The organism is Rodentibacter pneumotropicus DSM 21403 (assembly GCF_000379905.1).
Lineage (GTDB): Bacteria > Pseudomonadota > Gammaproteobacteria > Enterobacterales > Pasteurellaceae > Rodentibacter > Rodentibacter pneumotropicus.
On the sequence record NZ_KB904045.1, the window covers coordinates 1 to 15,123 of the forward strand.

Annotated in this window: 15 protein-coding genes; 10 read left to right on the top strand and 5 right to left on the bottom strand. The window is 40.4% G+C overall.

Translation table 11 applies throughout. The features are described from left to right. Nucleotides 1-170: HTH domain-containing protein (locus A3GE_RS11040; RefSeq protein ID WP_018355966.1), on the bottom strand; the 170-nt coding region annotated here is incomplete at its 3' end. 466 nt (nt 171-636) lie between these two features. Continuing rightward, entirely contained in the window at nt 637-1,959 is a 1,323-nt protein-coding gene (locus tag A3GE_RS0103910) for a cation:proton antiporter (protein ID WP_018355967.1), read from the bottom strand. A 109-nt stretch (nt 1,960-2,068) separates the two neighbouring features. On the opposite strand from A3GE_RS0103910, the gene A3GE_RS0103915 reads away from it, so the two are divergent. From A3GE_RS0103915 to pntB, 3 genes are all read left to right on the top strand, one after another. Then, nucleotides 2,069-2,908: an endonuclease/exonuclease/phosphatase family protein gene (locus tag A3GE_RS0103915; RefSeq protein ID WP_018355968.1), complete on the top strand. Its 840-nt coding sequence runs from the start codon at nt 2,069-2,071 to the stop codon at nt 2,906-2,908. A gap of 247 nt (nt 2,909-3,155) precedes the next feature. Further along, entirely contained in the window at nt 3,156-4,694 is a 1,539-nt protein-coding gene (gene pntA / locus A3GE_RS0103920; RefSeq protein WP_018355969.1) for a Re/Si-specific NAD(P)(+) transhydrogenase subunit alpha, read from the top strand. Between the two features lie 10 nt (nt 4,695-4,704). Continuing rightward, a complete protein-coding gene (gene pntB / locus A3GE_RS0103925) occupies nt 4,705-6,129 on the top strand; it encodes a Re/Si-specific NAD(P)(+) transhydrogenase subunit beta (RefSeq protein ID WP_018355970.1) in 1,425 nt (474 codons plus the stop codon). Nucleotides 6,130-6,189: 60 nt separating this feature from the next. Here pntB and A3GE_RS0103930 read toward each other — a convergent pair whose 3' ends face one another. Next, the gene (locus A3GE_RS0103930; protein ID WP_018355971.1) at nt 6,190-6,594 is read right to left on the bottom strand and encodes a Cd(II)/Pb(II)-responsive transcriptional regulator; all 405 of its coding nucleotides are present in this window, start codon (nt 6,592-6,594) and stop codon (nt 6,190-6,192) included. Between the two features lie 95 nt (nt 6,595-6,689). Here A3GE_RS0103930 and A3GE_RS0103935 point away from each other — a divergent pair, with 95 nt between their 5' ends. The 5 genes from A3GE_RS0103935 to A3GE_RS0103955 are packed head-to-tail and all read left to right on the top strand — an operon-like array spanning nt 6,690 to nt 9,757. Beyond that, nucleotides 6,690-7,373, top strand: coding sequence for a DUF4198 domain-containing protein (locus tag A3GE_RS0103935; protein ID WP_018355972.1), 684 nt, complete (start codon nt 6,690-6,692; stop codon nt 7,371-7,373). A 15-nt stretch (nt 7,374-7,388) separates the two neighbouring features. Next, the gene (locus A3GE_RS0103940) at nt 7,389-7,880 is read left to right on the top strand and encodes a hypothetical protein (RefSeq protein WP_018355973.1); all 492 of its coding nucleotides are present in this window, start codon (nt 7,389-7,391) and stop codon (nt 7,878-7,880) included. An 11-nt stretch (nt 7,881-7,891) separates the two neighbouring features. Beyond that, nucleotides 7,892-8,515 carry a cobalt transporter CbiM gene (cbiM, locus tag A3GE_RS0103945; RefSeq protein WP_018355974.1) on the top strand — a complete coding sequence of 208 codons (624 nt, stop codon included), beginning with the start codon at nt 7,892-7,894 and terminating at the stop codon, nt 8,513-8,515. Next, complete coding sequence (locus A3GE_RS0103950; RefSeq protein ID WP_018355975.1) at nt 8,512-9,153, top strand: energy-coupling factor transporter transmembrane component T family protein; 642 nt, start codon at nt 8,512-8,514, stop codon at nt 9,151-9,153. The genes cbiM and A3GE_RS0103950 overlap by 4 nt, the downstream gene beginning before the upstream one ends. Next, nucleotides 9,140-9,757 carry an energy-coupling factor ABC transporter ATP-binding protein gene (locus tag A3GE_RS0103955; RefSeq protein ID WP_018355976.1) on the top strand — a complete coding sequence of 206 codons (618 nt, stop codon included), beginning with the start codon at nt 9,140-9,142 and terminating at the stop codon, nt 9,755-9,757. The genes A3GE_RS0103950 and A3GE_RS0103955 overlap by 14 nt, the downstream gene beginning before the upstream one ends. Before the next feature lie 233 nt (nt 9,758-9,990). On the opposite strand, the gene A3GE_RS0103965 is transcribed toward A3GE_RS0103955, so the two are convergent. Then, complete coding sequence (locus tag A3GE_RS0103965; RefSeq protein WP_018355978.1) at nt 9,991-11,466, bottom strand: leucyl aminopeptidase; 1,476 nt, start codon at nt 11,464-11,466, stop codon at nt 9,991-9,993. 109 nt (nt 11,467-11,575) lie between these two features. On the opposite strand from A3GE_RS0103965, the gene lptF reads away from it, so the two are divergent. Together lptF and lptG are read left to right on the top strand one after the other, a co-directional pair. Next, complete coding sequence (gene lptF / locus A3GE_RS0103970; RefSeq protein WP_018355979.1) at nt 11,576-12,670, top strand: LPS export ABC transporter permease LptF; 1,095 nt, start codon at nt 11,576-11,578, stop codon at nt 12,668-12,670. 8 nt (nt 12,671-12,678) lie between these two features. Then, on the top strand, nt 12,679-13,755 hold the full coding sequence (lptG, locus tag A3GE_RS0103975; RefSeq protein WP_026215377.1) for an LPS export ABC transporter permease LptG: 1,077 nt from the start codon (nt 12,679-12,681) through the stop codon (nt 13,753-13,755). Between the two features lie 75 nt (nt 13,756-13,830). Here lptG and fbp read toward each other — a convergent pair whose 3' ends face one another. Continuing rightward, nucleotides 13,831-14,835 (bottom strand): class 1 fructose-bisphosphatase, encoded by a 1,005-nt coding sequence (gene fbp, locus A3GE_RS0103980; protein WP_018355981.1) that lies wholly within the window; start codon nt 14,833-14,835, stop codon nt 13,831-13,833. Between the last annotated feature and the right edge of the window lie 288 nt (nt 14,836-15,123).

Here is a 15,123-nt window from a genome sequence, read left to right on the forward strand (position 1 = left end):
AATTTAGGTGAATCGGTGTGTTGACGTTGATAGTTGGGAATCTCAATCATATTGAGATATTTTTTGACGGTACGACGGCTGAGTCGAAGTTTTTCAGCGATTTTACGCTGAGAAAGCCCCTCTTTATGATAAAGGCGACGTATTTTTAAGATGGTTTCCATGCAAAGCATACCAGGTTATTCCCTGTTTAAATAACAAGGAGTTTATCAAAAGATGCAGTGGATCACTTTTCGATGATCTTACTGCATCAGCCTGGCGCATTTTTGCATGATCATTAACACTCGTGTATTCCCGTGAATAATTGTGCCATCTACGGCATAAGGATGAAGAGAGTTTTGCATAGAGAACCCCTTTTGTTTTTTTAATAGGCATTATAGGAAAAATTAATGCAAAATGAAATACAGCGAATTGCTGATGGCGGACATCGTTTCGTACAGATGATTGTTTGAGGTATCTTCAGATAGAAGGACATAAAAAAGAGGGAAATGGGTCTAGCGGTAGAATTTTAGATAAAAGAAATGCCTTTCGCAATTTTGGATTAGAAAGGCATTCCGCATTTATATGGTAATTAGTCAATTTTAGATCTTTGTACGGCTGTTGTATAACGCCCTATTTTTTAACCGCACTTTTTCCGGATTATTCTTTGTTATTTTTCGCTAAACCTACGCCGACGTAACCACGTTCACGCATGATCACTTCTTTTGATTTACGGATCATACTTTCGATGGTCATTCCCTGCACGAGAATAGAGAAAGTCACGACGGCATAGGTCATTCCTAAAATGAGATCGCGCACATCCATATTTAAGCCTTCAATGTAAGATTGTCCCATAGGAATAGAAAGTGCCATTGCGAGAGCTAATCCACCGCGTAATGCCCCCCAAGTAAGCACTCGTAAGGTGTAAGGATTGTATTTACGATAGCGTTTCATGACTTGGAAGGGAAGCCACACACTGATATAACGACAAATCAAGCAAATGGGAATGGCAAGAGCAATCAGAATTAAACCTTGCCATGAAACATGAATCAGTAGAATGGCTAAGCCGATTAAAATAAATAGAAGTGAATTGAGGAAGTGATCGATCATTTCCCAAAAATGATTGAAGTAGTGCCGACTTTGCTTTGAAAATCCGGTGTAGCGTGTCCAGTTACCAATTAAAATTCCGGCAACAACCATGGCTAGGGCACCGGAAACATGGAGTAAATTTGCTAACATAAAACCGGCAGTGGGGATAGTCAGAGTTAATAAAATCTCTAATGAGCCGTCATCGGTTGCAGAAATTAAATAGTGCGCAAGTAAGCCGATAACAAAACCAAAAGCAATGCCGCCTAATGCTTCTTTAAAAAAGAGATGTAATACACCGCCGGCTGTCGGTTCTTGCCCTCCGAAGGCAACAGCAAAAACGGTGGTAAAAATCACTAATCCGATCCCGTCATTAAATAAAGATTCACCTTCAACCTGCATTGCTAAGCGTTTTGGTGCTTTTAAGTTTTTAATAATGGCGAGTACGGCGATGGGGTCGTCAGGGGAGATTAATGCACCGAATAAAATGCAGTAGATTAAATCGATATGCCAGCCGAATAATTGACTGATACCATAAAGCATAAAACCGATAAAAAAAGTAGAGGCAAAGGTCGAAAAGAGAGCGAAGGTGGTGATTTCCCATTTTTGGTTTTTTAATACCGGCAGTTTAATGCCTAATGCACCGGCAAAAAGCAAGAAACCTAGAATACCGTTTAATAAGAAATCTTTAAAATCAATTTGTTCAACGACTTTTATTGCAAGCTCATCTAAATTAAACCAATTTAAATATCCTAATAAAACCAATATTAACGATCCCAACATAGAGGTGGCGGTAATCGCAATAGTGTATTGAATATTGTCGTTGAGCTTTCGTGTAATAAAACTAATTAAAATGGCAATAGTGGCAAGAAAACAGAGAGAGGTATAAATATTCATGGTTTAGTCCCAAACTAAGTAAGAATAGTAGGCATGATTAAATTAAGTGTTTGTCTAGTATAAGCAAACTGCTATCATTTATAAAGTTTGTATTGAGAGAAATAAAATAATGAAGACGATTAGTAAAATTTTTGCATTTTTACTCGTGATAGGTATTGCATTTGGAATTTATATTTTTAATCAATTTCGTATTTTTGAGCCGATCCAAATTGATTTAAAAACTACCTCTCAATTTTCTTTTGCTCCGATAAATACATTTTGTTTTTCCCGTGAGGAATCTATTCCCACCTTAGAAAAAAAACATATTCGATTATTAAGTTGGAATATTCATAAAGGGGCAGATAAAGGTTGGCAGCAGGATTTAAGGCATTTTTCAAAAGAGCAAGATTTTGTACTTTTGCAAGAAGCCACGCCCGAACAAAATTTACCTTCGTTTTCGACCGCACTTTTTATTTCAAGTTTTGCTTATAAAGGGCTGCAATCAGGCGTGAAAACCTTTAGTCAATTTGTGCCGAAAAGTTATTGCGGCATTTCGCAGCCTGAACCTTGGATTCGTATTCCGAAAGTTGCCGGTGTGATGACATTTCCATTGAATAATGGCGAGGAATTATTCGTCATTAATGCCCATTTAATCAATTTTGAGTGGGAATCCAAAGCCTATCGTAAGCAATTAGAGCAGATTTTTTCTCTTATTCCTTCCGATCAAAGTGCGGTTATTTTAGCGGGAGATTTTAATGCGTGGAATGCGGAAAGAAAACGAATTTTGGATGAATTTATCGTGGAAAACGGGTTAAGTGAAGTTCCTTTTGAGCAGGATGAACGCGTACGATTTTTTAATTACCCGCTTGATTATGTATTTGTGCGGGGAGTGAAACACCTAACAGCAAAATCGAAAAAAGTCGCTTCTTCCGATCATTCTCCGGTTTGGGTGGAATTAATTCTAGAGTAAGTGAAAGCAACTTTTAAGCATATTGTTAGTGAAAAAATGCGCTAAAAAATCAACCGTACTTTTGTTTAGTGTTTAGTTTTTGTGATTCCTATCACAATATATTGTAAAAACAGTTAAAAAATATATCTTATTTTAATTGAAAAATGATACAGTTAGCGCCATCTGACTTTTTGTCATTTATCGGGAGAATGAACCTAAATTCATTCAATTAAATCATCAACCCAATCATCAAACAGAGGGAAACAGTATGTTAATTGGTGTACCAAGAGAACTGCTTGATAATGAAGCGCGTGTGGCTGCAACGCCAAAAACGGTTCAGCAAATCCTGAAATTGGGCTTTGAGGTAATCGTAGAACACGATGCTGGCTTTAAAGCAAGTTTTGAGGATCAAGCATTTTTAGACGCAGGTGCAAAGATCGGTACGGTAGCTGAAATTTGGCAAGCGGATATCATTTTTAAAGTGAACCCGCCGACAGATGAAGAAATCGCACAAATGAAAGAAGGAGCAACGCTGGTCAGTTTCATTTGGCGTGCGCAAAATCCTGAGTTAATGCAAAAATTAACTGCGAAAAAAATCAATGTTCTTGCGATGGACTCAGTACCGCGTATTTCACGTGCACAAGCCTTAGATGCCTTAAGTTCCATGGCGAATATTTCCGGCTATCGTGCAGTGATTGAGGCAGCACATGAGTTTGGTAGTTTCTTCACCGGACAAATTACTGCAGCAGGTAAAGTACCGCCGGCAAAAGTGTTGGTGATTGGTGCGGGTGTAGCAGGTTTAGCGGCAATTGGTGCAGCTAACAGTTTAGGTGCGATTGTGCGTGCGTTTGACTCCCGTCCTGAAGTAAAAGAGCAAGTACAAAGCATGGGCGCAAGCTTCTTAGAAATCGACTTTAAAGAAGAAGGCGGTAGCGGCGATGGCTATGCGAAAGTGATGTCGGAAGAGTTTAATCGCCGCGCGATGGAACTTTACGCCGAACAAGCTAAGGAAGTGGATATTATCATTACAACGGCGGCGATCCCGGGGAAACCGGCTCCACGTTTAATTACTAAAGAAATGGTAGATTCCATGAAACCGGGCTCGGTGATTGTGGACTTGGCTGCCGCAACGGGCGGTAACTGCGAATATACCGAAGCAGGTAAAGTGGTTCTCACTGAAAATCAGGTGAAAATCATTGGTTATACGGATTTCCCAAGTCGTTTACCAACCCAATCTTCTCAACTTTACGGTACAAACCTCGTCAATTTATTGAAACTTTTATGCAAAGAAAAAGATGGCAATATCAACATTGATTTTGAGGATGTGGTGTTACGCGGTGTAACCGTTGTGCGTGATGGGGAAGAAATTCCTCCGGCACAAATTCAAGTCTCCGCTCAGCCAAAACAAGAGGCGAAAGCTGCGCCTATTGCGGAGAAAAAAGAAGCTAAACCAATGGATCCTCGAGTGAAATACGGGCTGATGGCTGGTGTCGGCGTGTTATTCCTATGGCTTGCTTCTGTTGCTCCGGCAGCGTTTTTATCGCATTTTACCGTGTTCGTATTAGCCTGTGTGGTGGGATATTACGTGGTTTGGAATGTAAGCCATGCCCTTCATACTCCATTAATGGCGGTAACTAATGCCATTTCAGGCATCATTATTGTGGGCGCATTATTACAAATTCGTCAGCCGACAGGAAACCTCTTTATTGACGCGTTAGCCTTTGTCGCAATTTTGGTGGCAAGCATCAATATTTTTGGTGGTTTCCGTGTAACACAACGTATGTTAGCAATGTTTAGAAAAGGTTAAGGAGATCGCAATGTCTGAAGGTTTAGTACAGGCTGCGTATATTGTTGCAGCATTACTTTTCATTATGAGCTTAGCGGGACTTTCTAAACATGAAACTGCTAAAGCGGGTTGTTGGTTTGGGATTGTCGGGATGACAATCGCCCTAGTGGCAACGATTTTCGGGCCTCATTCTGAGGGAACATTTTGGATCATCATTGCGATGATTATCGGTGGTGTGATCGGTGTTCAACGGGCATTAAAAGTGGAAATGACGGAAATGCCGGAGCTTGTGGCAATCCTTCATAGCTTTGTGGGCTTGGCAGCTGTGCTTGTGGGCTTTAACAGTTATGGTTTACACAATATTCCAATGATGCCAAATGGTTTGGATGAAGTGCAACAGGCGCAATTCCTTGCAGAGCAGGCAACGTTGACAACCATTCACAACGTAGAAGTCTTCCTCGGTATCTTTATCGGGGCGGTAACTTTCACCGGTTCTGTGGTGGCATTCGGTAAGTTAAGCGGCAAAATTAACTCAAAAGCCTTAATGTTACCTCATCGTCATAAATTAAATTTAGCTGCTCTTGTGGTTTCTGCGTTATTGATGGTGGCATTCTTAAATAGTCCGGACAATATTTTCCCTGTATTGTTAATGACTGCAATCGCACTTGCATTCGGTTGGCATTTAGTGGCTTCTATCGGTGGGGCGGATATGCCGGTGGTAGTATCAATGCTTAATTCTTATTCCGGTTGGGCAGCGGCAGCGGCAGGTTTTATGCTGAGCAATGATCTATTAATCGTAACCGGTGCATTGGTGGGTTCTTCCGGTGCAATTCTTTCTTACATTATGTGTAAAGCGATGAACCGCTCATTTATCAGCGTGATCGCCGGTGGTTTTGGTAATGATGTTCAAGTGTCTTCAGATGAGGAACAAGGCGAACACCGTGAAACCACCGCAGAGGAAGTGGCGGAATTATTGAAAAATGCAAGTTCTGTGATTATCACTCCGGGATACGGTATGGCGGTGGCACAAGCACAATATCCGGTGGCGGATATTACCGCAAAATTACGTGAACGCGGCGTTAATGTGCGTTTTGGTATTCACCCTGTTGCAGGTCGTTTACCGGGTCATATGAATGTACTTTTGGCGGAAGCAAAAGTACCTTATGATGTAGTGCTTGAAATGGACGAAATCAACGACGATTTCGCTGATACCGATGTGGTGTTAGTGATTGGTGCAAACGATACGGTAAATCCGGCGGCAATGGAAGATCCGAACAGCCCGATTGCCGGTATGCCGGTATTAGAAGTGTGGAAAGCACAGAACGTGATTGTATTCAAACGCTCAATGGCGGTGGGGTACGCCGGTGTGCAAAATCCATTATTCTTCAAAGAAAATACCCAAATGCTCTTTGGGGATGCGAAAGATCGTGTTGAAGATATTTTAAAAGCACTTTAAAACGAGCTAAAAATAAACCGCACTTTGGGAGACTAAAGTGCGGTATTTTTTGTATTAGATTTACCATCTCACAAACCGTACGCCACTATGCTGTAATAATAATTTCATTGGGTCTTCATCTGTGGTGGCACTTTTTTCTCTCAGTTCAATTAATTTCATACGTAAATGAGCCAATTCGTGAATACGCTTGGCAATATCTTTGATGTGGCAATCGAGCAGTTTATTCATTTCTTCAGTACGCTGTTCAGGGTAATGTTCAAGAGCAATAAGGGTTTTGATCTCATTGAGGGATAAATCCAAACTTCGACAATGGCAAATAAAAGAAAGGCGCTGAAGGTGATCTTCATTGTATTGGCGAAAGTTACCGGTGGTGCGTTGAGGGGGAGGGAGCAACCCTTGTTTTTCGTAAAAACGAATGGTTTCAACGGTACAATTTAGGGCTTTGGCAAGCTGACCTATTTTCATGATTTTCCTCAAAATTTTGCTTGACTCTAAAGTTACTTCATATTTTATCATTAGCCCCGTTTTTTTAATAATTAAATAAATGAGGAGACAAACAAATGCAACTCAAAAAACTCACAGTGGGATTAGTCGCCCTTTTCGGGCTATCGATGGCAAATGCACACAATGTATGGCTTGAACCTACTTCATCACAAGGTGAGTATGTGATGAAATTTGGTCATACCGAAACGGGCTCTTACCCTCAACATAAAATCCAATCTTTTCAAGTCTTAAATTCTCAAGGAAAATTAACCGCACTTGATTACAAATTTAAAGATGGCGAAGCTTACATCGTGCCAAAATCAGATATTGTATTCATCACATTTAATAACGGTGTATGGTCAAAATTACCAAGTGGCAAATATGTGGAAAAAACCAAACGTGAAGAACCCTCTGCGGAATTTAGTACGAATCCGTTGAAGTTGGGGAAAGCCATTTTGAAATGGGATGAACAATCTTTTAAAGCCCATGATGTCGCTTATGAATTGATCCCGCAGGCGAGAGCGGAGGCGGGAAAATCCCTTGCTATTCTTGTTTTACACAACGGTAAGCCGGTTCAGGGAATCAAAGTAGGCGTAGGTGAAGATGCACCTTTTAATTTAACCAATGAAAAGGGCATTGCCGAATTTACGCCTGTTAAAGGTTATAACAAAGTATGGGCTGAGTTTGAAGAAAATGTGCAGGGAAACCCTGATTACGATCGCCGCTCCATTGAATATATGCTAACCTTTGATGGCCAGTAAATGTGAGAGGTTGTGATGAAAATCAAGTATTTTTTCACCGCACTTTTAACGGCGCTTTTCACTACATTCTATTTACCGAATGCCAATGCTCACGCACTTTATGTATTTGCCCAGTATGATGGGCAAATCCTTTCGGGCAAATCCTATTATTCCGATATGACACCGGCGGCTTCTACCTATTTGGAAGTGTTTCGTTCCGGTATTGAAGAGCCTATTTTAACCGCTAAAACAGACGTATTAGGGGCATTTAATATTGTTGTACCGGATGTGGCGAATACTATATTAAAGGTTGTCGTAGAAGGTGAAGAAGGGCATAAAGTCTCGGTAGTAGCCGATCGCATCGTGGCGACAAATACACATAATAGTGGTGAGAATTTTATGTTACTCCGTGAAGATATTGCGCATTTAAAAGATAAAATTTATTTGCACGATATTTTAGGCGGTATTGGTTATATTGTAGGGATAGTTGGCTTGATCATTTGGTTGAAAGCCCGAAAAGTTAAATAAGGATTCAAATAATGCATTTATCTGAAGGGGTATTGCATACCCCTATTTTATTGGCAGGCGCAACGCTTGCCGTTATCGGTGTAGCTGTCGGGCTTCGTCAGTTAGAGCATGAACGTTTACCGCTTGCTGCCTTGTTTGCCGCCGCTTTTTTTGTCGCAAGCACCATCCACGTACCTGTGGGGATTGGCAGCGTACATTTAATCTTAAACGGTATGGCGGGGCTGTTTCTTGGATGGGCGGTGTTTCCAGCATTTCTTATTGCATTGTTGCTACAAGTGTTGTTCTTTTCCTTTGGCGGGTTTGCCGTCCTAGGCGTGAATCTCTGTATTATGGCAATTCCGGCCATTCTTGTTCATCATCTTTTCCGTTCATCTCTACAACCCCAGATGACATTGAAGGCTTGCTTATTAACTGGTATTGGGGCAGGTGTGATTGGTGTAGGGGGAGCAGCAGCCTTAGCATCTTTTGTATTAGTACTTGATGGCGGAAAAAATTACATTGATCTTATTTGGTTGTTGCTTGTTTCTCATCTTCCGGTGTTTATTTTAGATAGCTTGATTAGTGTCGGTGTGATTTCACTACTTTGCAAAATATATCCGGATGCACTGAATCCCACTGCACGGATTGCTTCATGAAAATTCATACGTTATTTCAACCGCACTTTCGATTAATTTATCTCTTTATTTGGGGATTTATTATCAGTGGTTTACAGAATATTAATTGGCTTATCACGCTAAATATTAGCGTGATGTTTACCTTTATTTTGTTTATTTCAATGGGAAAGCAAGATTTTTTTCTTTATTTCCAACGTTGGATTCGTTTATTGATTTTCATTGCTTTAATGTGGACGACATTAAGTTGGCGAATTGAGGAAAATGGGATTGAATTTTACCCTCAGGGAATCCGGATTGCAGAGATCCTTAGCCTTCGGACGAACCTTTTACTGTTTTCTGTTTGGCTTTTTTTATGGAACATCAATGAAACTGTTTTGATACAGGCACTAGGTAAATTGCCCTTGCCTGAAAAATTAATTCAATTATTTGCGCTGACGGTACGTTACATTGCCCTTTTAGGTGAATTGAGACAAAAAATGGATAGAGCAATGCGTGCCAGAGGGTATCAACCGAAATTTAATTTTCGAACGCTTTATGTCACGGCACAAAGTGTCGCATTATTATTAATTCATGCGTTGTTAAAAGCTGAAATGGCACAAATTGCCCTGAAATGTCGTGGTTTTCAATTTGGTAAAAGGAAAGAAGATGCTGAGCGTTAAAAATCTTTGTATTGAACGTAATAATAAAACGATTATTGAGGATTTAACTTTTCACCTTGAGGGGCAAAAACATCTATTTGTTCAAGGGGATATTGGCACGGGGAAAACCACCTTATTACTTGCGTTACTCGGTTTTGTTCCTATTTCAAAAGGTGAAATTAGACTGTTTGATAAAATCTGTCAAAAAGAAAAAGATTTTGCGCCATTCAGAGGAATGGTGGGAATCTGTTTTCAAAATGCCGATGATCAACTTTTTGGCCCTACCGTATTAGACGATGTGGCTTTTGGTCCGCTTAACCAACAGCACCCTCGTGAATATGCCTATCAGCTTGCCGAACAACAACTTGAACGTTTGGGAATCGCTCATTTAAAGAATCGCACGGTGCATACCCTTTCCGGCGGTGAGAAAAATTTCACCGCCCTTGCCGGTGTACTTGCTATGCAGCCTAAGATTTTATTATTGGATGAGCCAACCAATGGACTAGATCGTAAAAATATCGAAAAACTGACCGCACTTTTGCGTGAACTTGGGCTGCCTATGCTCATTTCTTCACATCATCAAGGGTTTATTGACGGATTAGCCGATGAAATTATCAGTTTATGATTTTCATAAAAATATGAAATAAAAAAACGGATGCGTACCTTTGGGGAAAGGGCAGTAAACTATCAGGAATAGATGCTATTTCAGATATTTTCGAATTTGCTGCAAGAGCAGAGGAAGGTTGTGAGGAAAATAATTATGGCGATGGATAAGGCATATCGTTCGGGAAAATAATTCCTAAAAACTGACCGCACTTTGTTGTGATAACGAAAAGTGCGGTCAATTTTATCTCGGTTTTATTTCACCTGATTAATTAAAAATTGCGTGAGTAAAGAAACTGGGCGGCCGGTTGCGCCTTTATTTGCCCCTTGTAACCATGCTGTGCCGGCGATGTCTAAATGCGCCCAACGGTAGTTTTTGGTGAAGTTAGCCAAAAATGCACCGGCTGTACTTGCACCGCCCCAACGTCCGCCAATATTGGCGAGATCGGCAAATGGCGATTTAAGCTGTTCTTGGTATTCTTCGCTTAACGGTAAACGCCAAGCTTTATCCGTGGTTTGTTGAGCGGCGTTGAGTAATTCATTTGCAAGATTTTCATCTTCTGACATCAAACCGCTATTGTGCTGTCCTAGTGCGACAACGCACGCACCGGTGAGTGTCGCCACATCGATAACAAGCTCAGGCTCAAAGCGTTCCACATAGGTAAGTGCATCACATAGCACAAGGCGACCTTCCGCATCTGTATTTAATACTTCCACAGTTAAGCCGTTCATGGTGGTGAGAATATCACCCGGACGATAAGCATTGCCGTCCGGTAAATTTTCGCAACCGGCAAGTACGCCGATCACATTTAAAGGCAAATTAAGTTCAGCAATAGCTTTCATTGTTCCGAATACGGAAGCTGCGCCACCCATATCGTATTTCATCTCATCCATATCCGCAGCGGGTTTTAGGGAAATACCACCGGCATCAAAGGTTAGACCTTTGCCAACAAGTATAATCGGTTTGGTGTTTTTGTCCGGCGCATTATTGAAGTGGAGAATCGACATATAAGCCGGATTTGCCGAACCACGAGAAACCGCAAGATAGGCATTCATCCCTAATTCAGCCATCATTTGTTCATCAAGGATTTCAAGGGAAAGTGCGGTGGATTTTTCCGCTAAATTTTTAGCTTGATTGGCAAGATAAGCCGGGTTGCACACATTCGGTGGCATATTGGCAATATCCCGAGCGGCTTTCACGCCGCTTGCAATAGCTTGGGCGTGCGTTATGGCTTGTTGTGCCTGTTTGCAATCGGTATTGAAAATAAAATCTTCTAGGCTGATGTTTTCCGATTTTTTAGATTTAAATTGATCGAATTGATAGAGAGTATGTTCGATAGTTTCAATAGCGAAACGGATATTCCAGTAGAGATCACGATTTTTTAGTTCAACCTCCGTTAAGTAAGACACAACTTCCCGAACATTTGTTTCTTTTAGGTTTTTTAAAAGATTTTGAATGAGTTGCTTATATTGGTGTTCGTTGAGTTCGCCTTTTTTACCACAGCCGATAATTAAGAGTCGTTTTGCCGAAACGCCATTGAGATCCCGTAGTAATAAGGTTTGCCCTAATTTACCGGTAATTTCACCGGATTTTATGAGACCACTGAGATAACCTTGCGTTGCAAGATCGATTTCATTGAAACTTTTTGAAAATTCATTGTTCTCATACACACCTATTACAATACATTCGCTAGGTTGTGAAAGTGTGGTCAATTTTGCCTGATATTTCATATGATTTCCTTATTTTTTGACTATTTAAATCAGTGAAAATAAGGTATCATACGCGGTCAATTTTATCCAGTTTTCCCCTCAGTTTTAACGATAAACATAACGAAATAAGATGATTTTAACGCGATATTTAACGAAAGAAGTCTTCAAGAGCCAAGTTGCGGTTTTGTTCATTTTGCTGTTGATTTTTTTCTGCCAGCAACTTGTGCGAGTGCTTGGTTCTGCGGCAAATGGTAATGTACCGGCAGATTTGGTTTTTTCTTTGCTTGGGCTTGGTATGCCGACCATGGCGCAATTAATGTTGCCGTTGTGTTTGTTTATTGCCATTTTGCTGACATTTGGGCGTTTGTATGCGGAAAGTGAAATTACTGTGATGCGTGCTTGCGGTGTCGGTCAGCGGATTTTAGTGCGTGTTGTGCTCATGCTGTCTTTGTTCACCGCTGGTTTGGCCGCATATAATGCCTTATGGCTTTCTCCTTGGGCGATTCAAAAACAAAGCACTATTGTAGAAGATGCGAAAGCGAATCCATCAATGGGGGCACTTTCTTCCGGACAGTTTATGTCCGGCAGTAATAATAATTTTGTATTGTTTATTGATAACATTAAAGGCAATCAAATAAATGAGGTTTACCTATTTCAAACCGCACCAAAAGGACAAACCAAACCTTCCGTCATTACTGCGGAAAGAGGGGAATTAAAAGTCCTGCCAAATGGCGATCAAGTACTGAATTTGCAAAATACACAACGGGTGGAAGGCACTGCCGCGTTGCCGGATTTTCGTATCACCCACTTTGACGATTATCAGGCTTATCTGGGATTTCAAGCCACAGATAACAAATCTGACGAAGCCGCAGCACTTTCTTCTGAAGAATTAGTGAAACAAAATAGTGTAGCGGCAAAAGCTGAATTACATTGGCGGATTAGCCTTATTTTAGCTGTACCGTTAATGGCGTTAATTGCAGTGCCGTTAAGTCGTGTGAATCCAAGACAAGGGCGTTTTGCAAAGATTTTACCGGCATTATTGCTCTATCTCATTTATTTTTTATTACAAAGTTCATTTAAATCTGCCGGTTCGGCAGGAAAATTAGATGCGGCAATTTTTATGCCTGCCGTGAATGTTATTTTCTTATTACTTGGAATTGTATTAAATAGTTGGGATAGCGTACCGATGTATAAATTGCGCCGTCTTTTTAGCCGAAAAGGGTAAGCTGAATGATGATGAATACCTTAGACCGTTATATTGGTAAAAGCATTTTAGGGGCGATTTTTGCAACATTGCTCACCCTTGTGGGGTTGTCTGCAATCATTAAATTTGTTGAGCAGTTTCGCAGTGTTGGTAAAGGCACTTATGATGTTCTACAGGCGGTTAGTTTTACTTTTTTAACCATACCCAAGGATGTGGAAACTTTTTTTCCTATGGCGGCATTATTAGGTGCGTTGATCGCTCTTGGTAATTTAGCCAGCCGCAGTGAATTGGTGGTGATGCAATCAGCCGGTTTTTCACGTTTTAAAATTGGATTAGCAGTGATGAAAACCGCCTTACCATTGGTTATTTTGACGATGGTGATTGGTGAATGGGGTATTCCTCAAACGGAGCAATTCGCTCGTGATATGAGAGCCCGTGCAATCTCAGGCGGTTCAATGCTTTCAATAAAAAATGGCGTGTGGGCAAAGGATGGTCAACGTTTTGTTTTTGTTCGCCGTGTCACTGATAATGTGAAATTAAATGACGTTTATATTTACACTTTTGATGACAATCGAAATTTAACGCAGTTGAAACATGCCAATCAGGCGACTTATTCCTTGGAAGAAAATAAATGGAAACTTCATCAGGTAAACGATTCAACTATTCAAAAAGAAACGATTACTACGATAAATCGTTTAACCGAGTCTTGGGAAACGAATTTAACACCGGATAAGTTGGGCGCTGTATCATTGCGTCCAACCTCATTATCTATCAGCGGATTATATGAATATATTCACTTTTTAAAAGAAACCGGACAAGATACACGGCGTTTTGAATTAACGTTTTGGCGTAAGGTTTTTCAACCACTTTCTGTGGGGGTGATGATGATGTTAGCGTTGTCTTTTATATTCGGATCATTGCGTAGTGTAACGGCGGGCGCGAGAATTGTGACGGGAATCTGTTTTGGCTTCTTATTTTATGTCGTAAATGAGATTTTTGGACAAATGAGCGTAGTTTATAATATGCCGGCAGTATTTGGTGCTTTGATTCCAAGTTTATTGTTTATTGCGATTATTTGGTGGTTATTGAGCCGAAAGCGGGATTAATTTTTATATAGAAAAAGTGCGGTCAGTTTCAGAAGAGTTTTAAAATTCCTTTGAAACTGACCGCACTTTTGTTCATTATTCTTCTTTAAAGATAAGCATCATTTCTTCCGCTTTTTTTACCATTTCTTCAGAGCCAACAAACAACGGTACCCGTTCGTGTAATTCTTTCGGTTCAATATCTAAAATTCGACGATAGCCATCAGTGGCTAATCCCCCCGCTTGTTCAGCCAAAAATGCCATAGGGTTGCCTTCATAAAGTAAACGCAATTTCCCTTTTGGATAGTTAGTAGCGCTAGGATAAATGTAAATTCCACCTTTTAATAAATTGCGATGAAAATCGGCAACAAGGGAACCGATATAACGTGAAGCATAAGGACGTTGTGTCGCTTTATCTTCCTCTTGGCAATATTTAATGTATTTTTTCACACCTTGTGGAAATTTGAGATATTGTCCTTCGTTAATGGAATAAATACGCCCATCTTTTGGCATTTTCATATTTTCGTGGGAAAGACAAAATGTGCCAATAGAAGGATCGTAGGTGAATCCGTTTACACCATGTCCTGTGGTATAGACCAGCATCGTGGACGAACCGTATACAATATAGCCTGCGGCCACTTGTTTATTGCCGGGTTGGAGGAAATCTTCCATGGTGACCGGTGTGCCAATAGGAGAGACGCGGCGATAAATCGAGAAAATAGTTCCTACGGATACGTTTACATCAATATTGGATGAGCCATCAAGGGGATCGGTTAAAATCACATATTTCGCATTGCGACCACGTTCTGTATCAAAGGCGATAAAACTTTCCTCTTCTTCAGAGGCAAAGCCGGCTACTTCTTCGCGCGCCATAAGGGCTGCTTTCATTGTATTGTGAGCAAAGAGATCGAGCTTCATTTGGCTTTCACCTTGCACGTTTTCAAGCCCGGATTGACCTAAAATATTAGTTAGTCCGGCTTTGTTTATATCGCGATGAATAATTTTAGCCAATAAGCGGATCGATGATAAAATTCCACTTAATTCTCCTTTTGCATTAGGATATTCAGCTTGGCGTTCTACAATAAATTCACTTAATGTTTTCATAATGTTTCCTTTTAGTAATGCTTGTAGAAATTATATGTCATTTAAAATTTTCCCAAAAAGCCAATTTTCAATAATGAGATCTCGATCACAAAAATTTTATATTTTTAAAATTAGGGTAGCGCCACCACAGTGATAGCGATGCAGCCCATTATTGGCTAAGATATTTTTCTAAATGAATATCCATAATATCGACTAAATATTTGAGAAAAGAAACATCTTGCCTATTGATCTAATTTCTGTTCAAGGGAAAGGAAATTTTGAGCTTGAAAGAATTTCTTTTGGAGTGGA